Source organism: Amycolatopsis sp. FDAARGOS 1241 (assembly GCF_016889705.1).
Classification (GTDB): Bacteria; Actinomycetota; Actinomycetes; order Mycobacteriales; family Pseudonocardiaceae; genus Amycolatopsis.
The window spans coordinates 6,782,057-6,800,196 of the sequence record NZ_CP069526.1 but is presented as its reverse complement, the minus strand read 5'-3'; the positions used below and the strand labels follow the sequence as shown (position 1 = coordinate 6,800,196).

Here is an 18,140-nt window from a genome sequence, read left to right as displayed (position 1 = left end):
TGAAACGTGCGTCAGGAACTTAGGGACGGCAAATTAATCGCCAACACGATGTGGGTGAACGCGCGGGGAACGCGGATGGGCTGGAAATCGTCCGCCCGGTGGATTGTCCGGTTTAAACCGTGATCTTGCCATAGGTTAACCATCTGCTTACCTTGGCGGCTTTCAGAACCGAGCCAAGGCGCGGGTGTTGTCGCGGCTGATCGCGAGCCGGTCGCGGCCTGCTAGGCGGTGGAGTGAAATTTCCGGGCGTCTTGACGGAGAAGTATTGGCGGTTGTTCCGTTTGCTGAATAGGGCGTTCGACGTTGCCCCATTTGCTTCAGTGATCGATCTGCCAAACGGAGTAAGGAATTCTCTCGACCGAGTTGGGTGAGCGTGATTCTGACGCCCGGATTCCGGTCGAACAACCGGCGGCGTCATGGGTGCGAGGGCCTGCAAGTTGCCCACTTAGATGGATGAAGTTCACGTTGCGTGGATACGGTACGGAAGTGGCCGCCTGGAAGGCCGCGGCTCAGCCGGCGACGGGGCTGCGGCCGCCGAGTTCCTCGGACGCCGAGGTTGGTGGTGCGCAGCAGTTCCCGGTGGCGTTCGCGATCTCGTCCGGACCGGCGTGGCGCGCGGTCAGCGCGAGCGACGGCCAACGGCAGCGGTGTCGCCGCGGAGAACACGGGAGCGGCGATCGTGGTGACACCGGGGATCATCGCGTCGGTGGGCACCGCGGCGCCGGCGCGGCGGACGTCGCGAACGATGCGGGTGAGCTGGGCCGGCGAAGGTTCTTCGGAGAGCGTGCCGGGTCCGAAGTCGCCGCGCAGGACGGGTGCGGTGATGGTTTCCGGGAGGTGGGGCGAGGAAAACGCGGCCCACGGACGTCGTCAGCAGCGGCCGGGATCGCACCGACCCGGACTGTGAGCGGCAGCACGTGGGCCCCGTAGTGCCAGCCGACGATGACCGGCCCGTGGTCTCCCCGCGCCGAGAGGTTCACGGAGTGACCGGTCCGGTCGCGCAGTCCCGGCCAGTGCTCGGAGACGACCTCGACCTCGTCCATGCGCCGCAGCGCTTCCATGCCGAGCCGGCGCAGCGCGGGGCCGAGGTCGTAGCGACCGAAATTCGGCGACGAGGTAGCGGTGCACCTTGCTCGGCGCCATGCCGCTCGCTTCGGCGACCTGCTTGAGGCTCATCGGACCCGATCCGCGCTCGAGGGCGCGCACGACCGTCATCGCGATCTCGACCGACTGGATGCCCTGACGGTCGTCTTCGGGTTCCCAGGTTGCACATTCCGGCCTATACGGCGGGTCCGGGCCTGTCCGTGGCCGGGTGAGCCGCCTCGGCGGGCCGGAAGTCTGCCCCGGCGTCCACTCGGGCTTCCCGTGACTTCCTCGACGAGCTGAAGTGGGCCGCCGGGCGTTGCTGAACAGTGCCGCGATGACGGGTGCGGCGGCCGCGGCGGTGCCGGTGCTGCCGGCGGGCCCGGCTTCGGCCGCGTCGCGCGGGTACGGCACCGGGTGCCGCAAGTGCCGGGACTCGGCACAGTGATCGACACGTCGCACGCGACGCCGGGGGTTTCCCGGGTGCTGATCGCGTACTTCCTGGCGAAGACGGGCAAACAGCCCGAGGCGACGATGGCGCCGATCAACCGGGCGCGGATGAACTACCTCGATGCCGTGACGGGGGAGATCTGGCCGTCGTGGCAGGCGCTGCACGACCTCTTCGCGAAGAACATGCCGAAGTGGCCCGGCGACGGGAAGTCCGACGCCACGCGGATCGTCGGCGACGACCGCAGCGCCATCGTCTTCTTCTCCCACACGCAGGGTTTGTTCGCACCGGGCGAGATCCGCGCCACCGGAGTGGTCAACCTGCACGATGGCAAGATCTCGCGCTGGGTCGACTACCGGGACGGCCGGCACATCGGCATCGACTGCGTGCCCGGCAAGCGGGAGACGTACCCCGCGGACTCCCGCGAGGAGACCGTCGGCGAGTCGGCAGCGCCCGTGATGCGGCGCGCGGTCGACGGGCTTGCCGGCGCTTTGGCGAACGGTGCATCGGTGCCCAGTTCTTCGCCGAGGACGCCGTGTTCGAGGACGTGCCGGCGCAGCTGTACCTCGTCGGCCCGGCGGCGATCACGCGGTTCCTCTCGTCGGCGCGCGACCTGCTTCCGTACGCGCGCCCCGGCTCCGCCGGCTGCCACACCCTGGGCGGCGCCCTCGGCGGCGGCTACGAGTGGGCCTCGGGCGGCCCGGTGCCCGACGGTGTCACCGCGCTCGAACTCGACGCTCGCGGCCTGATCACCCGCGCCACCGCCGTCTGGGACGGCTCCTTCGCCGACGATGCGACGCTCGCCGCCCTCTCGCAGACGGCGGTCGAGCACTGAAGCCGGCGGCCGCCGCTCCCGCTCAGCTCACCGGTTCCAGAACCAGTCCTTGCCGCGTGCCTGCTTGAGGGCCTGCTTCTTGCGCTCGGGCGTGAGGCGGTCGAGGTACAGCGTGCCGTCGAGGTGGTCCGTCTCGTGCTGCAGCGCCTGCGCCAGCACGTCGACGCCCTCCACCTCGATCGGCTCGTTGCGCAGGTCCACTCCCCGCACCACGGCGTGCTTCGCCCGCACGGTCGGGAACCACAGCTCCGGCACGGACAGGCAGCCTTCGTCGATCTCGTGCGTCTCCTCGGACAACGAGACGATCTCCGGGTTGATCACATAACCTGTGAGACCCCCGACGTCGTAACTGAACACCCGCAGGCTCACCCCGATCTGGGGCGCCGCCAACCCCGCGCGCCCGTCGGGTTTCACCGAGTCGAGCAGGTCCTTGACCAGCGCTTCGACCTTCTTGTCGAAGGTCGTCACGGGATCGCAGACCGTCTTGAGCACCGGGTCCCCGAAGTAGCGCAGCGCGCGCATCGCCATGATCGAACGTCCTTTTCCCGCCGAGTGTCCCGACGGAGTCTAGTGACCACCCGCAAGCGCCCCCCGCGCCCTGCTCGCGCGTACACCCTGTCCGGCGCCGCGTGCGGTCTGCGGCGGTTGAGCTGACAGTCGCTTCCCTGCGGGGTTCGTGGGCTTTGGGATGTGCGGGGCCAGGTTTGCGGGAGTGCTGCGGCACGACTCACTCGAGGAGCCGAAGGTCGTTCCGGCGCCGGCGCCGGCGCGGCGGCCGCGGTGAGCGGACCTGTCTGCGGCCGAGGGCCGCCCGCATCGCCTGCGGCGTGCGGCGGGGCCGGGCAGTCGCGGTCACGCCGGGGGCGCCGCGGAGGCCGACTTCGCGTCGAGCGTGCCGAGCGGGGACACGCGTGCGGCCGCTCGGCATCGAGGCGAGCGCTGCCGCCGCACGTGGGCACGTCTGCGGCGCGAGCGCCGCCCGCAGGTCGTGGGGTCAGGCGCGGAGGCGCAAACCCTTGGGAGTCGCGCGGAAGCCGGCTTCGCGGAGGACGTCGGCGAGTTCGGAGGTGAGGGCTTGTTCGCCGTCGGCTTTCTGGACGGCGAGCTGGCCGAGCCAGCCTTCGCGGACGGCGGTCGAGAGGGCGTCAGCGGCGGCCTGCAGCGGGGCGCGGTCCTCGGTGAAGCTCAGCAGCGAACGGCCGCCGCGTTCGACGTACAGGGTCGGGAGCCCGTCGACGAGCACCGCCAAAGCGCCCGCCTTCCGGGCGGGCCGGTGCTTCGTGTCGCCCGTGGCCGCCGGCCAGGGCAACGCCGCGCCGTACGGCTGGGCCGGATCCGCGGCCGCGAGGACCACGGCCCGCCGCGCGTTCGACCGGGCCGAGCCGCCCCGTCCTGAACCGCCGCCCGGCCCGTAAGAGCTCGAGCCACCGGCCGCGCCGGGGACCGGGCTGTCCCAGCCTTCGCTGCCCGGTGCCGGCCCCGACAACGCGCGCAGGCGGTCGACCGCGCCCTTCGCCGCGAACTGGGCCGCGCCGAGGCCTTCCACGACGTAGCCTCGCACGACCTGGCCCGAGTCCTCCATGCCGCGCAACACCTTGTAGATCCCGGAGAACCCGCCCGTCACGCGTTCGGTGTCGAGCGCCCCGCGGGTGAGCACGCCGTGGCGCTCCAGGAACGCTTCCGTCCGCGCGTGCGCCCGCCGCGTCGGGTCGGTCTCGCGCGCCGGGGTCAGGCCCCAACGGCCCGCGACCGTCGGCGGGCCTGTGCGCGACGGCATCGCCGGCCGCCCGGCCCGCAGCCGCGCGTACCGGCCGCGCGGGGCCTGCCGCCGCGGTTTGTGCGCGCCGTGGCCCGCGACCTGGGCCCGCAGTGGCGCCAGCGTGTCGCCCGTGACGAGCCCGGCCCACACCAGATCCCACAGCGCTCCCACGACGTCACCGTCGTTCGGCGCTTTCTCCAGCTGTGGCGTGACCCGGTCCACCAGCTGGCGGAAGAACAGCGCCCCACCCTCCAAAGCGGACACGATCGCCTCGTGCACCGGACCCGACGGCGGGTTTTCCTCGACCTCCGGCAGCAGCAGGTCCGCGACATCGGCAGGCGCCAGCGCCAGCCACCCGTCGCCGCCGGACAGGGCGCCGCAGCCCGCCCACGTGACCTCGCCGGCCGTGGTCAGTTCGTCGAGCAGCGCCGGCGAATAGCCCGGCAGCCGGCTCGGCAGGATCAGCGACTCGACGGCACTCGCCGGCAACGGCGCGCCCGCCAGCTGCTCCACCACCGACAGCACGTCATCGGCCGTCGGCGCCGAGCGCACGCGCGCGCCGATCCCGTGCCACGCCGGCAGGAACCGGCCGAGCGCAGCGGGCTCCACCGGCTCTACTTCCGCGCGCAGCTTCGCGAGCGACGCCCGCCGTAGCCGCCGCAGCATCGCCGCGTCGCAGTACTCCACACCGACGCCGTGCGTGTCCGGGTGTCCGACGGGACTCAGCTCGCCGCGCACCAGCCGGCCCTGTCCGGTCAGCCGGTCGAGCACTCCCGTGACCACGGCCGGACCCAGCCCGAAGCGCGTCGCGACCTCGGAAGCCGGGAACGGCCCCCGGACCCGCGCGTACCGCCCCAGCAGGTCACCCAGCGGGTCCTCCACCGGCTCGGTGAACGCCTCCGGCACCCCCACCGGCAGCGCCACGCCCAGCGCGTCCCGCACGCGCCCGGCGTCCTCGATCGCCAGGAACCGCTCCTCGCCGGCGATCCGCACCCGGATCGCCCGCCGCGCGGCTTCCAGCTCCGCCAGCCACTCCGGCTCGATCCCCCGTTCGGCGGCCTCCACAGTGGACAGATCGCCGAGGAATCGCAACAGGTCGGCCGCGTCCTCCGCCGACCGTGCGTGCCGGTCGGGGTCCAGCCGCTGCAACGACCGCTCGACCTCGCGCACGGCCTCGGGATCCAGCAGCTCCCGGATCGCCTCCGTGCCCAGCAGTTCGGCCAGCAGCGCCGAGTCCAGCGACAACGCCGCCGCCCGCCGCTCGGCCAGCGGCGCGTCGGTCTCGTACAAGAACATCCCGACGTACCCGAACAACAGGCTCCGCGCGAACGGCGACGCCGCCGGCGTCTCCACCTCCACGAGCCGCACCTTGCGCGCCCGAACGTCGGTCATCAGCTCCCGCAGCCCGCCCACGTCGTAGACGTCCTGCAGGACCTCCCGCATCGCCTCCAGCACCACGGGGAACCGCTCGTACTTCGCCGCCACCGACAACAGCTGCGACGCCCGCTGCCGCTGCTGCCACAACGGAGTGCGGCGCCGCGGATCCCGCCGCGGCAGCAGCAGCGACCGCGCCGCGCACTCGCGGAACCGCGCGGCGAACACCGCCGACCCGCCGACCTCCGCGACGATCAGCTGCTCGACCTCCTCCGGGTCCAGCAGCACGTCATCGGCGCCGATGGTGACCTCACCGCCCTCGGCGTCGAGCGCGTCGGGCAATCGCAGCACGATGCCGTCGTCGGAGTGCGCCACCTGCGCGTCGACCCCCCGGTTCTCGCGCAGCCGCGCGGCGATCGCCAGCGCCCACGGCGCGTTGACCTGGGCCCCGAACGGCGAGTGCACCACGATCCGCCAGTCGCCCAGCTCGTCGCGGTAGCGCTCGAGCAGGATCGTGCGGTCGTTCGGCACGTGGCGCGTCGCCGACTTCTGCTCCTCCAGGTACGCGAGCAGGTTGTCGCACGCGCGCTGGTCCAGCCCGGCCGCTGCGGCCCGGTCCCGCGCCGCCGTGGTGTCCGAAGTGGACAGTTCGCGGACGAACGCGCCCAGCGCCCGCCCCAATTCCAGCGGACGGCCCGCCGCGTCGCCCTTCCAGAACGGCATCCGCGCCGGCTCGCCCGGCGCGGGCACCACGATTACGCGGTCGTGGGTGATGTCCGTGATCCGCCACGACGACGTGCCCAGCAGGATGGTGTCGCCGACGCGCGATTCGTACACCATCTCCTCGTCGAACTCGCCGACGCGCGACCCGGGTTTGTCGTCGGCACCCGGCGTCATCACCGTGAACAGCCCGCGGTCGGGGATCGTGCCGCCCGACGTGACCGCCAGCCGCTGCGACCCCGGCCGGCCGCGCAGCTCGCCCGTGACGCGGTCCCACGTGATCCGCGCGCGCAGCTCGCCGAACTCCTCACTCGGATACCGCCCGGCCAGCATGTCGAGCACCGCGTGGAGCGCGTCGTCGGGCAGCGCGGTGAACGGCGCCGCTCGCCTCACCAGCGCCGCGATCTCCGGGACCGTCCACGGTTCCAGAGCCACCATCGCGACGACGTGCTGCGCGAGCACGTCGAGCGGGTTGCGCGGGTACCGCACGGCTTCGATCGCGCCAGCCGCCATGCGCTCAGCGACCACCGCGCACGACACGAGGTCGCCGCGGAACTTCGGGAACATCACGCCCGACGAGATCGCCCCGACCTGGTGCCCGGCGCGCCCCACGCGCTGCAGGCCCGACGCGACCGTCGGCGGCGCCTCGATCTGCACCACGAGGTCGACGGCGCCCATGTCGATGCCCAGCTCCAGCGACGACGTCGCCACCACGCACGGCAGCCGTCCCGACTTCAGCTCTTCTTCCACGTGGGTGCGCTGCTCGCGCGACATCGAACCGTGGTGCGCCCGCGCGATCACCGGCGCCGCGCCCGTGGTGAGGCCCGACTGACCGATCGCCTCGGCCGGGAACGTGTCCCCGGCCACGAGCTGCGTCTGCTCCGCCACCAGTTCGTTGAGCCGCACGGTGAGCCGTTCGGTCAGCCGCCGCGAGTTGGCGAAGACGATGGTCGAGCGGTGCGCCTGGATCAGCTCCAGCACCCGCTCCTCGACCGCGGGCCAGATCGATGCGCGCTTCACCTCGGCGCCAGCGATCTCCTCCTGCGTGCCGATGCCGCCTTCGGAAGGCAACTGCGACAGCGACGTCAGGTTCTCCAGCCGCTCCATCGGCGACGGCGCCGGCCCGTCGAGGTTCGCCATGTCCTCCACGGGGACCTCGACGCGGACCTGGATCGTCTTCGCGAGCTTCGGCTGCACCACCGTGACCGGCCGGCCGCCGGCGAGGAACGAACCCACTTCGTCGATCGGGCGCACCGTGGCCGAGAGCCCGATCCGCTGCGCGGGCTTCGGCAGCAGCGCGTCGAGCCGCTCCAGCGACACCGCCAGGTGCGCGCCGCGCTTGCCGCCAGCCACGGCGTGGACCTCGTCGACGATCACGGTCTCGACACCCGCCAGCGACTCCCGCGCCGACGACGTGAGGATGAGGAAGAGCGACTCCGGCGTGGTCACCAGCACGTCGGGCGGCGTCTTGCCGAACGAGCGGCGCTCGGCCGCCGTGGTGTCGCCCGTGCGCATGCCGACCTCGATCGCGGGCACCGGCAGGCCCAGCCGCCGCGCCGCCTGCGAGATCCCCGCGAGCGGAGCGCGCAGGTTGCGCTGCACGTCGACCGCCAGCGCCTTCAGCGGCGAGACGTACAGGATCCGGCAGCGCTTGCGCGGCTCCGCCGGCGGCGGCTCCACCGAGAGCCGGTCGAGCGCCCACAGGAACGCCGAAAGCGTCTTGCCGGAGCCGGTGGGCGCGACGACCAGGGCGTGTTCCCCGCCGTGTGCGGCCCGCCAGGCCCCCTCCTGAGCCGCTGTGGGCGCGGCGAAGGCCCCCTCGAACCACGTGCGGGTCGCGGGGGAGAACAGGTCCAGGACTTCAGCTGCCACGTCCTCCATGATGCGCGGCACCCCCGACAGTTTCCGGCGCGGCCGCCGCCGGTCCGCTCACAGCGAACGGTCGGCGGCCCGCGCCAGGTCAGGTACGGCGTCGGCCGACTTCCCGAGCCCGAAGTGCGCCAGCGCCGCGGCCAGGGCCAGGAACACCGCCAGCACCACGAACCCCGTCGTCGCGGTGCCGGTCGCGTCCGTCAGCCAGCCCACCAGGTACGGGCCGGCGAACCCGCCGAGGTTGCCCAGCGCGTTGATCACGCCCATCGCGACCGCGACCACCTCGATCCCCAGCAGCTTGCCCGGGATCGCCCAGAACGGCCCGTACGGCATGTACACCGCCGCCGCGACCAGGCACAGCAGCACGAACCGCACCGCCACCGGCCAGTGGACGAGGTTGCCCAGCAGCAGCCCCGAGATGGCCACGAGCAGCGGTGCGGTCACCGCCGTCCGCCGTCGTCCCGTGCGGTCCGACCACTGCGCGCACGCGATCATCGCGACCAGCGCGAACACGTACGGGATCGCCGACAGCAGCCCGACCGATGTCGCCGAGCCTTTCGTCATCTCCTTCACCACGGTCGGCAGCCACAGCGAGAAGCCGTAGAAGCCGGTGATCCAGAAGAAGTACACGCCGATCAGCAAGAGGACCGACGGGTTCTTCAGCGCCTGCCAGTAACCCTGCCGCGCGTACGCGGGCTTCGCGGCTTCTTCCGCGGCGAGCGTTTCCTCGAGGTACGTGCGTTCGGCGGTCGTGATCCAGCGCGCCTTCGCCGGTCGGTCGGCCACCGTGAACCACCACACGACGGCCCACACGAGCGGTGGCACGCCCTGCAGCACGAACACCCAGCGCCACGACATGTGGTCGAGCATCAGCCCCGACAGGGGCGACATGATGATCGCCGAGACCGGTAGGCAGCTCATCCACAGCGCGTTCGCCCGTGCCCGCTCGGCCTGCGGGAACCACGACGCGAGCAGGATCAGCACCGCGGGCCACACGCCGCCCTCGAACAACCCGAGCAGCAACCGCGCCACGTACAGCTGGGCCTCGCTGCGCACCAGGCCGCACAGCACCGCGGCGAGCGACCACGCGATCATCAGGACCAGCACCGTCTTGCGCGCGCTCCACCTCACCGCCAGCACGGCGGCGGGGATCTGCAGCACGAGGTAGCCCACGAAGAAGATCCCGCTCGCCAGGCCCTGGGCGCTCGCCGAAAGCGGCAGGTCGTGGCCGATGAACGGCAGGATCACCGCGACGTTCGTACGGTCGAGGTAGGCCAGCATGTACATGACCGCGGCCACCGGGATCACGTAGACCCAGCGCTTGCGGGGCAGATCGCGCACGGTTTCACCCCCTCGGGTCGCGCAAAGTGGCAGCCATGGTGCTTTGCGTCACCACGTGGCGTCAAGCCCACCAGCGAGATCGCGCCGGCTTGCGGATCGTGCGGTGCGATCGGCCCCCAGGCCGTTCCGACCGTACAATCCGCAAGCCGCTTGAAGGCGATCTCGCACGCCCCGGCGAAGCCGGGGCAGACAACACAGGGGAGTGGAAGTGCGGATCCTGTCGGTGGACCTGGGGACCTCCAACACGGTCGCCGTGCTCTCGGCACACGGCCGGCCACCGCGGGTCGTCGAGGTGGACGGGTCGGCCACCATGCCCTCGGCGGTCTACGCCGGCGAGGACGGCACGATCATGGTGGGCCGCGACGCCGAACGCCGCGCGCGCTTGGACCCCACGCGCTTCGAACCCAACCCCAAGCGCCGCATCGATGAGCAGACGCTACTGCTGGGCACCGACGTCGTGCCCGTGAACGAGACGCTGGCCGCGATCCTGCGCCGCGTGCTCGACGAGACCACGCGCCAGCTCGGCGGGGAGCAGCCCGACGAGGTCCGCCTCAGCCACCCCGCGCAGTGGGGCCCGGTGCGCCGCAACGTCCTGCTGTCCGCGGCCCGGCTCGCGGGCATCGGCGCGAACGTGGTGCTGGTGCCCGAACCCGTCGCGGCCGCCGCGCACTTCGCGTCGTACCCGGGCAAGGCACTGGCGCCGGGGCACGCGCTCGCGGTGTACGACCTCGGCGCCGGCACGTTCGACGTCGCCGTGGTCGGCGCGACGCAGAACGGCTACGTCGTGCTCGCCGAAGACGGCCTGCCGGACCTCGGCGGCCTCGACGTCGACCAAGCGCTGATGGTGCACGTCGGCCGCGAGGTGTCGCACTCGGATCCCCAGCGCTGGCAACGGCTCCTGCGTCCGGAGTCCACTGCGGACCGACGCACGCGGCGCGCGCTGCAGGAAGACCTCAAGGCAGCCAAGGAAGCCCTGTCGCGGCACCCGCAGACCGAGGTGCCGATGCCCGAGCCGTTCAAGGACGTGCTCGTCACGCGCGGCGAGCTCGAAGGCCTGGTGCGCCCGGCGATGCTGCGCAGCGTCGAACTGCTCGCGCGCACGCTGCGCGCGGCGGGGCTCACGCCCGACCGGCTCGCCGGCATCTACCTCGTCGGCGGGTCGAGCCGGCTGCCGCTGGTCGGCTCGATGATCGCGGAGAAGCTCGGCGTGGTGCCCGCGAGCCTCGACCAGCCGGAGACGGCCGTGGCGCTGGGGGCGCAGCACGTGGCGCGCGACGGGCTGTCGATGCGGACGCAGAACGTCGAAGGCCAGGTCGCGGCGGGGGCGCCGGCGTACGCGCCGCCGGGTGGCTATCCGCCGCCGCACCCGCAGCAGCGCGGTGGTTTCGCGCCGCCGCCCTCGTTCCCGGCGGGCCCGGCGCCGTCGAACTTCCCGACGTACTCGCTGTCTGCCGCCGCCGCTCCGGCCCCGGCGAAGAAGAGCCGCGCGAAGCTGTGGATCGGCGTCGCGGCGGCCGTCGTCGTGCTCCTCGCGGCGGGGTTCACGGTGTTCCTGACGTCGTCCTCGTCGGCGCAGACCTACTCCGCGGACCAGTGCCGCACGCCCGGACCGGCCGACGCGCAGGGTCTCACCGGGTGCCTGCGCCAGCTCGCGGGGAAGATCGCGGACACGGGCGGCTGCCGGCCGGGCATGGGCAACGGCCCGGCGACGCCGGCGCAGAGCCTGGGCACCACGTCGACCTGCTCGGCGCCGGGCCGCGCGGGATCGCAGGTCACGTACGTGCAGGGCACGTCGGCCGCCCTCCTCGAGCAGTACACCGACGGGCTGCTCGCCGCCGTCGGCGGCGACCGCGTCGAGGCCGACTGGACGGGCAACGCACTGGCCGGCCACTACGCGTCGGCGGCCGGGCGCAACGCGGCGGTGCTCGTGTTCACCGTGAGCGACCGGCCGATGGCCGGGTTCATCTACCAGGTCTACTCCGGCGACCAGGGCGCGGCGCCGACGCCGGGGACGCTCGCGGACTACTTCGAGCAGAGCGTTCAGCCGGGGGAGTAGAACTCATCCGCTGCCGCGGTGCGAACGGGCCGTTCGTACCGCCGGCGCGCGTGCGGGCTAGCATTCGATCGATGCGTATCACGGTTTTCCGGCGGCTCATGGCGGAGGAGTTCGGCGCCGGGCGGGCCGAGGTCCTGGCCCACGACCACGTGCTCAGCGGGCTCGGCGGGCGGACCGTCGAACAGGCGCTCGCCGCGGGGATCCCGGCCAAGCAGATCTGGCGCGAGGTGTGTGAAGCCTTCGAGGTCCCGCCGGAGCGGCGCTGACCTGCGCTGACCTGCGCTGATCGCGGTCCGTGACGACGTGCAGCCGCTCGGAAGGGCGAAAATTATAGCGGACTGGCGTGTCGCTACCACCCTCGAACACCTGTTCGTCTACAGTGTTGTGCACATCGGGGGCAGGCGATCCACAGATCGGTCGCCGCGCCGGGAATTGTCGGTCCCTCCCCGTAGCGTCGGACCGGACAGAGCTTGATCTGAAAACCGAACAAGCCCCACAGGCTCCAACCAGCGAGGTGGACTCCATGGCACCAGCAGCACCCGACAAGGACAAGGCGCTCGAGCTCGCCCTTGCGCAGATCGACAAGCAGTACGGCAAGGGCTCGGTGATGCGTCTCGGTGAAGAAGGCCGCGCGCCCATCGCCGTGATCCCGACCGGGGCGATCGCGCTCGACGTCGCGCTCGGCATCGGCGGCCTGCCGCGGGGCCGGGTCATCGAGGTCTACGGCCCGGAGTCCTCCGGTAAGACCACCGTCGCGCTCCACGCGGTGGCCAACGCGCAGAAGGCGGGCGGCATCGCGGCCTTCATCGACGCGGAGCACGCGCTCGACCCGGAGTACGCCAAGAAGCTCGGCGTGGACACCGACGCCCTGCTGGTCTCCCAACCGGACACCGGTGAGCAGGCGCTGGAGATCGCGGACATGCTGATCCGCTCCGGCGCGCTCGACATCCTGGTCATCGACTCCGTCGCCGCGCTCGTGCCGCGCGCCGAGATCGAGGGCGAGATGGGTGACAACCACGTCGGTCTCCAGGCCCGCCTGATGAGCCAGGCGCTGCGGAAGATGACCGGTGCGATGAACAACTCCGGCACCACCGCGATCTTCATCAACCAGCTGCGCGAGAAGATCGGCGTGATGTTCGGCTCCCCGGAGACCACGACCGGTGGTAAGGCGCTGAAGTTCTACGCCTCCGTGCGCCTCGACGTGCGCCGCATCGAGACCCTCAAGGACGGCGGCGAGCCGGTCGGCAACCGCACCCGTGTCAAGGTCGTGAAGAACAAGGTCGCGCCGCCCTTCAAACAGGCCGAGTTCGACATCCTCTACGGCCAGGGCGTCTCCCGCGAGGGCTCGCTCATCGACATGGGCGTCGACCAGGGCATCCTGCGCAAGTCCGGCGCTTGGTACACCTACGAAGGCGACCAGCTCGGCCAGGGCAAGGAGAACGCCCGCAAGTTCCTGCGCGACAACCCGGACATCGCCAACGAGATCGAGAAGCGCATCAAGGAAAAGCTCGGCATCGGCGCCCAGGTCGACGCCGAGGCCGTCGAAGCGGTGCCGGCCCCCGTCGACTTCTGAGCGGTGGAGAGAGTGGGTGCGGCGTGTTTGCGGGTCGCGCTCGCCGGATCTCTCCTCCGGTGTCTTGTGGGGGTCGACCCCCCCACCCCCGCCCGGGGGCAAGCCCCTGGACCCCCGGCGGGGTTGCGTTGGTTGGTGGACTCGCCGGGGTGAGAACGCTGGGCCGGGGTGACGGAGTTGCCGACGGCGTTGTGAGGCGTGCCGGCCCGGTGTGGTCGCGGATGATGCCGGGCGGGTTGGGTGTCGCCAGAGCCCTCCCTTGGTGTCTTGCCGGCTCGGAAACCCCACCCCCGAAAAAGGGGCGAGCCCCTGGACCCCGGCTGGGTTGCGTTCGTGAGGTGGGCTCGCCGGGGTGGGATGGCTGGGGGAGTCACCGGTGGCGTTGGTGAAGTGCGGCCGACCGGGGTGAACAGGGCGGCCTGCGCACCGGCGGAATGGCCGGGTGCGGGCGGGTGAAGTAAGTGTGTCAAGGAGGGCGGGCGTAGTGGCGAGGGCGCCGAAGGTCGAGCCGGCGGAGTTGCCGCCGGAGGAGCGGGCCAAGAAGGCCAAGGAGATCTGCTTCGATCTCCTGGCCATCCGGGCCCGCACCGTTGAAGAGCTGCGGCAGACGCTGCGCCGCAAGGGTTTCGACAGCGACACCATCGAAACCCTGCTCGGCAAGCTCGACCGCGCGGGCCTCGTGAACGACGCCGAGTTCGCCGAGATGTGGGTGAAAGCCCGGCACTCCGCCAAAGGACTCTCCCGCACGGCGCTCGTCGCCGAATTGCGCCGCAAGGGCGTCGACGAGGAGATCGCGGTGCAGGCCGCCGGAGAAGTCGACCGCGAGAGCGAAGAAGAGCGAGCCCGCGAGCTCGTCCGCAAGCGTCTCGGCTCGCTGGGCAACGTCGACGAACAGACGGCCATCCGCCGGCTTCTCGGGTTCCTCGCCCGCAAGGGCTACCCGCAGGGCCTGGCCTACACCGTCATCCGCGACGAGCTCCGCGAGTACGGCGCCACCTCGACCCTCCTCGACGACGCCACCATCGACTGACGCCACCCTCGACTGACACCAGCCGAGGAGAACGCCCCGCCGTTCCCCACCCCCACGCGGGGAACGACAGGGCCTCCCGCTCAGCCGCGCAACGTGGCGGCGTCTGCGGCCAGCTTCTCCACCGCGCCGAAGTCTTTGGCCGCCAGCAGCTTCGCGGGCGTCAGCCACGAGCCCCCGATGCAGCCGACGTTCGGCAGGGCCAGGTACGTCGGCGCTGAGTCCGCGGTGATCCCGCCGGTCGGGCAGAAGCGCAAGTCCGGCAGCGGACCCGACAGTGACTTCAGGAACGCCACACCACCACTGGCCTCCGCGGGGAAGAACTTCAGCGCCGTCAGCCCCCGCTCGGCGAGCCGCATGGCTTCCGACACCGTCGCGGCACCCGGCAGGAACGGCAGGGCCGTCGCGAAAGCGGCGTCGAGCACGGCGTCGGTGCTGCCAGGCGTCACGAGGAACTTCGCGCCGGCGTCCGCGGCCTGCGCGGCCTGCGCCGGCGACGTCACCGTGCCCGCCCCGACAACGATCTCCGGCACCTCCACGGCCACCCGCTCGATCGCGGCCGGCGCGACCGGCGTGCGCAGCGTCAGCTCGATCACGCCGATCCCGCCGGCGAGCAACGCGCGCGCGGTGGGTACCGCGTCGTCGACGTCGTCGATCACGACGACGGGCATGACGGGAGACAGAGCGAGCAGATCCGGGCCCGTGGTCACTGACCGACCTCCTGGGTTTCCAAGGTGTGCAACGGCAGTCCGAGTGTGCCCCGCCCCGCGGGCACGCTCCGGAGCAGGTCCAGCTCCGCGGTCAGTGCACCGAAAACGCTCGCGCCCTGGTCGGCGGGACCGACCGCCCGGCGCAGCACGTCGAACAGCTCCCGGCCGGTGCCCTCGACGGCCGACGGCGGCGCGGCCACCAGGTCGCGGCGCGCGAACTCCTCGGGGTCGACGAGCACGTCGACCGTGCCGGTGCGCCCGTCGAAGCGCACGACGTCGCCGTCCGCGAGACGCGCGATCGGCCCGCCCACCGCGGCTTCCGGCGTCAGCTGGATCGCGGCCGGGATCTTGCCCGACGCGCCCGACATGCGGCCGTCGGTCAGCAGCGCGACCCGGAATCCGCGGTCCATCAGCACCCCGAGCGCGGGTGTCAGGCCGTGCAGCTCCGGCATCCCGTTGGCCTGCGGCCCCTGTTGCCGCAGCACGACCACGACGTCGCGGTCCAGCTCACCCGCCTCGAACGCGACCTTGAACGCCTCCTGCGACGTGAACACCCGCGCCGGCGCCGCCACAACGCGGTGCTCCGGCGCCACCGCCGACACCTTCGTCACGGCCCGGCCGAGGTTGCCCTCGACCACGCGCAGCCCGCCGTCCGGCGCGAACGGCCGCCACGCCGGGCGTAGCACGTCCTCGTCGAGGCTGCGGGCCGGCACGTCCCGCCACACGAGCTCGCCGTCGGACAGGATCGGCTCCTGCGTGTAGCGGCGCAGCCCGAACCCGGCGACCGTGTGCACGTCCTCGTGCAGCAGTCCCGCGTCGAGCAGCGTGCCCACCAGGAACTGGATGCCGCCCGCGGCGTGGAAGTGGTTGATGTCCGCGCTCCCGTTCGGGTACACGCGCGCCAGCAAAGGCACGACCGCCGACAGCTCCGAGAAGTCGTCCCACGACAACTGGATGCCCGCCGCCGCGGCGACCGCGACGAGGTGCATGGTGTGGTTGGTCGAACCCCCGGTCGCGAGCAGCGCGACGATGCCGTTCACGAACGCTTTTTCGTCCAGCACCAGGGAAATCGGCGTGTACGACGCACCGCGCGACAGTTCGACCACGCGTCGGCCGGCCTCCTCGGTGAGCGCCCGGCGCAGCGGGGTGTTCGGCGGCACGAAGCTCGCGCCCGGCAGGTGCAGGCCCATCACCTCGACGACCATCTGGTTCGAGTTCGCCGTGCCGTAGAAGGTGCACGTGCCGGCCGAGTGGTACGACGCGGCCTCGGCGTCGAGCAGGTCCTCGCGCGTCGCGCGGCCCTCGGCGTACAGCTGCCGCACCCGGGCCTTTTCCTTGTTGGGCAAGCCCGAATTCATCGGTCCGGCCGGCACGAGGATCGCCGGCAGGTGCCCGAACGACAGCGCGCCGATCAGCAGGCCTGGCACGATCTTGTCGCACACGCCCAGCAGCAGTGCGGCGTCGAACAAGTCGTGCGACAGCGCGATCGCCGTCGCCATCGCGATCACCTCACGGCTGAACAGCGACAGTTCCATGCCCGCGCGGCCCTGCGTGACGCCGTCGCACATCGCCGGCACCCCGCCCGCGAACTGAGCCACGCCGCCCGCGGCGCGCACCGATTTCTTCAGCCACTCCGGGTACTCCCGCAGCGGCTGGTGCGCCGACAGCAGATCGTTGTACGACGACACGAGCGCCACGCCCGGCGCCCGCAGTTCCCGCAGCGCCGCTTTGTCGACGCCGTCCATGGCGGCGAAGCCGTGCGCGAGGTTGCTGCACGCGAGGCCCCGCCGCACGGGCCCCTCCTCGTACGCGGCGGCGCTCCGGGCGAGGTGCGCTGCCCGCGTCTGGGCACTCCGCGCCACGACGCGCTCGGTCACTTCCGCGACGACGGGATGCACCGTTCCGTCGGGTTTGCTGCTCATGTCCGGCTCCCGGCTCACTGGGTGGTGGGGTCCGCGGGACGGCAGCGCTGGCGTCTCAGGAACGTGACGAGTAGCACGGTAACCGGTCTTCGTCCGCAGATCAAAATCGATTCAGAGAACTCCCACAGGTGACCCTGATCACTCCAGGTCGGACGAGTGTGCTACTTGTCACAGTGCACAACGAGAGGCAGAGTCGTAAGTGGCGATGTGATCGTCACCCGGCTCCTGTCAGCCCCACCGAACAGGGAGGCTCCCGATGTCCACCACAGAGCTCGCCGAACTGCGGCGCACCATCGGCCAGTTGCGGCAGTGCGTGGGCGCCCTGCGCTCTCGGTACGGCGACGCGTCGGCCGTGCGCCGGCTGGCCAACGACGTCGAACGGCTCGACATCGACACCGCCGACCTCGACGGGCACCCGCACGCGGTGCCCGCGCAGGCGAAACCGGTCGACCGCGTCCCCGTACCGGATACGCCTTACGACCCGGCGCTGTGGCAAGGCGCCGATGACGAAGGTGTCGGTGGCTACAAGCGCGACCAGCGGTGAGCGCCCCCGCTGACAACGACGTCAGCCGGGCCGGCACCGGCGTCCGCTCTCCGGGGCGCGCGCTGCTGGCCGACCGGACGCTGCGTACCGACCGGTGGTGGCTGCAACCCCTGCTCACCGTGCTGGGGCTCGCCGCCTTCATCGTCTACGCGACGGTCCGGGCGTTCGTGCGCACCGCGTACTGGGTGCCCGACTACCACTACCTGACGCCGTTCTACTCGCCGTGTGTGTCCACTTCGTGCGTTCCGGGCGCGAGCCACTTCGGGCACTGGTTCGGGGACTTCCCGAGCTGGCTGCCGCTGGGTGTCCTGGTGCTGCCGTTCCTGCTCGGGTTCCGCCTCACCTGCTACTACTACCGCAAGGCGTACTACCGGTCCGTCTGGTTCTCGCCGCCCGCGTGCGCGGTGGCGGAGCCGCACGAGCGCTACACGGGCGAGACCCGGTTGCCGCTGATCGTCCAGAACGTGCACCGGTACTTCTTCTACGTCGCGGTGGTCGTTTCGCTGGTCAACACCTACGACGCCATCGTCGCCTTCCAGAGCCCCACCGGGTTCGGCTTCGGCCTGGGCAACATCATCCTCGTCGCCAACGTGGTGCTGCTCTGGGCGTACACGCTGTCGTGCCACTCGTGCCGGCACGTCACCGGAGGGCGGCTCAAGCACTTCTCGAAGCACCCGGTCCGGTACTGGGTGTGGACGCAGGTTTCGAGGCTCAACACCCGGCACATGGCGCTCGCGTGGACGACGCTCGGCACACTCGTGCTGACCGACCTCTACGTGATGCTGGTGGCGAGCGGAGCGATCGCGGATCTGCGTTTCGTCGGCTAGCGTCGGCACCCTCTTTTCCAGCAGTGAAAGACAACGGCGTCCCAGCTCC

14 protein-coding genes are annotated in these 18,140 nt (G+C 71.6%); 7 read left to right on the top strand and 7 right to left on the bottom strand.

Annotation, left to right across the window (positions count from 1 at the left end; all coding sequences use genetic code 11):
- Positions 1 to 870: 870 nt before the first annotated feature.
- Positions 871 to 1,221, bottom strand: a complete 351-nt coding sequence (locus I6J71_RS51295) for a helix-turn-helix domain-containing protein (RefSeq protein WP_370542239.1) — start codon at positions 1,219 to 1,221, stop codon at positions 871 to 873.
- A 425-nt stretch (positions 1,222 to 1,646) separates the two neighbouring features.
- Positions 1,647 to 1,850: a hypothetical protein gene (locus I6J71_RS33180; protein ID WP_204090449.1), complete on the bottom strand. Its 204-nt coding sequence runs from the start codon at positions 1,848 to 1,850 to the stop codon at positions 1,647 to 1,649.
- A gap of 216 nt (positions 1,851 to 2,066) precedes the next feature.
- Between I6J71_RS33180 and I6J71_RS33175 the strand changes: the two genes are divergently transcribed.
- A complete protein-coding gene (locus I6J71_RS33175) occupies positions 2,067 to 2,366 on the top strand; it encodes a hypothetical protein (protein ID WP_204090448.1) in 300 nt (99 codons plus the stop codon).
- 27 nt (positions 2,367 to 2,393) lie between these two features.
- On the opposite strand, the gene def is transcribed toward I6J71_RS33175, so the two are convergent.
- From def to I6J71_RS33160, 3 genes are all read right to left on the bottom strand, one after another.
- Complete coding sequence (gene def / locus I6J71_RS33170) at positions 2,394 to 2,894, bottom strand: peptide deformylase (RefSeq protein WP_204090447.1); 501 nt, start codon at positions 2,892 to 2,894, stop codon at positions 2,394 to 2,396.
- A 466-nt stretch (positions 2,895 to 3,360) separates the two neighbouring features.
- Positions 3,361 to 8,100 carry an ATP-dependent helicase gene (locus I6J71_RS33165; protein ID WP_204097361.1) on the bottom strand — a complete coding sequence of 1,580 codons (4,740 nt, stop codon included), beginning with the start codon at positions 8,098 to 8,100 and terminating at the stop codon, positions 3,361 to 3,363.
- A 48-nt stretch (positions 8,101 to 8,148) separates the two neighbouring features.
- The gene (locus I6J71_RS33160; protein WP_239154064.1) at positions 8,149 to 9,432 is read right to left on the bottom strand and encodes an MFS transporter; all 1,284 of its coding nucleotides are present in this window, start codon (positions 9,430 to 9,432) and stop codon (positions 8,149 to 8,151) included.
- Positions 9,433 to 9,640: 208 nt separating this feature from the next.
- On the opposite strand from I6J71_RS33160, the gene I6J71_RS33155 reads away from it, so the two are divergent.
- From I6J71_RS33155 to I6J71_RS33140, 4 genes are all read left to right on the top strand, one after another.
- The gene (locus I6J71_RS33155; protein ID WP_204090446.1) at positions 9,641 to 11,488 is read left to right on the top strand and encodes an Hsp70 family protein; all 1,848 of its coding nucleotides are present in this window, start codon (positions 9,641 to 9,643) and stop codon (positions 11,486 to 11,488) included.
- 71 nt (positions 11,489 to 11,559) lie between these two features.
- Positions 11,560 to 11,754 (top strand): DUF3046 domain-containing protein, encoded by a 195-nt coding sequence (locus I6J71_RS33150; protein WP_204090445.1) that lies wholly within the window; start codon positions 11,560 to 11,562, stop codon positions 11,752 to 11,754.
- A gap of 257 nt (positions 11,755 to 12,011) precedes the next feature.
- Positions 12,012 to 13,061: a recombinase RecA gene (recA, locus tag I6J71_RS33145; RefSeq protein WP_204090444.1), complete on the top strand. Its 1,050-nt coding sequence runs from the start codon at positions 12,012 to 12,014 to the stop codon at positions 13,059 to 13,061.
- A gap of 484 nt (positions 13,062 to 13,545) precedes the next feature.
- Positions 13,546 to 14,091: a regulatory protein RecX gene (locus I6J71_RS33140; RefSeq protein ID WP_204090443.1), complete on the top strand. Its 546-nt coding sequence runs from the start codon at positions 13,546 to 13,548 to the stop codon at positions 14,089 to 14,091.
- Positions 14,092 to 14,171: 80 nt separating this feature from the next.
- On the opposite strand, the gene eda is transcribed toward I6J71_RS33140, so the two are convergent.
- Positions 14,172 to 14,798 carry a bifunctional 4-hydroxy-2-oxoglutarate aldolase/2-dehydro-3-deoxy-phosphogluconate aldolase gene (gene eda / locus I6J71_RS33135; protein ID WP_204090442.1) on the bottom strand — a complete coding sequence of 209 codons (627 nt, stop codon included), beginning with the start codon at positions 14,796 to 14,798 and terminating at the stop codon, positions 14,172 to 14,174.
- Positions 14,795 to 16,720, bottom strand: coding sequence for a phosphogluconate dehydratase (gene edd, locus I6J71_RS33130; RefSeq protein ID WP_204090441.1), 1,926 nt, complete (start codon positions 16,718 to 16,720; stop codon positions 14,795 to 14,797). The genes eda and edd overlap by 4 nt, the downstream gene beginning before the upstream one ends.
- Before the next feature lie 256 nt (positions 16,721 to 16,976).
- Between edd and I6J71_RS33125 the strand changes: the two genes are divergently transcribed.
- Both I6J71_RS33125 and I6J71_RS33120 read left to right on the top strand, forming a co-directional pair.
- Positions 16,977 to 17,264, top strand: a complete 288-nt coding sequence (locus I6J71_RS33125) for a hypothetical protein (protein ID WP_204090440.1) — start codon at positions 16,977 to 16,979, stop codon at positions 17,262 to 17,264.
- Positions 17,261 to 18,091, top strand: a complete 831-nt coding sequence (locus I6J71_RS33120) for a hypothetical protein (RefSeq protein WP_204090439.1) — start codon at positions 17,261 to 17,263, stop codon at positions 18,089 to 18,091. The genes I6J71_RS33125 and I6J71_RS33120 overlap by 4 nt, the downstream gene beginning before the upstream one ends.
- Positions 18,092 to 18,140 lie beyond the last annotated feature (49 nt).

What these genes read in the sequence shown, in the direction of transcription:
- edd (WP_204090441.1), bottom strand. Translation starts at nt 16,720, where the DNA reads ATGAGCAGCAAACCCGACGGAACGGTGCATCCCGTCGTCGCGGAAGTG.
- I6J71_RS33165 (WP_204097361.1), bottom strand. Translation starts at nt 8,100, where the DNA reads ATGGAGGACGTGGCAGCTGAAGTCCTGGACCTGTTCTCCCCCGCGACC.
- I6J71_RS33125 (WP_204090440.1), top strand. Translation starts at nt 16,977, where the DNA reads ATGTCCACCACAGAGCTCGCCGAACTGCGGCGCACCATCGGCCAGTTG.
- I6J71_RS33150 (WP_204090445.1), top strand. Translation starts at nt 11,560, where the DNA reads ATGCGTATCACGGTTTTCCGGCGGCTCATGGCGGAGGAGTTCGGCGCC.
- def (WP_204090447.1), bottom strand. Translation starts at nt 2,894, where the DNA reads ATGGCGATGCGCGCGCTGCGCTACTTCGGGGACCCGGTGCTCAAGACG.
- recA (WP_204090444.1), top strand. Translation starts at nt 12,012, where the DNA reads ATGGCACCAGCAGCACCCGACAAGGACAAGGCGCTCGAGCTCGCCCTT.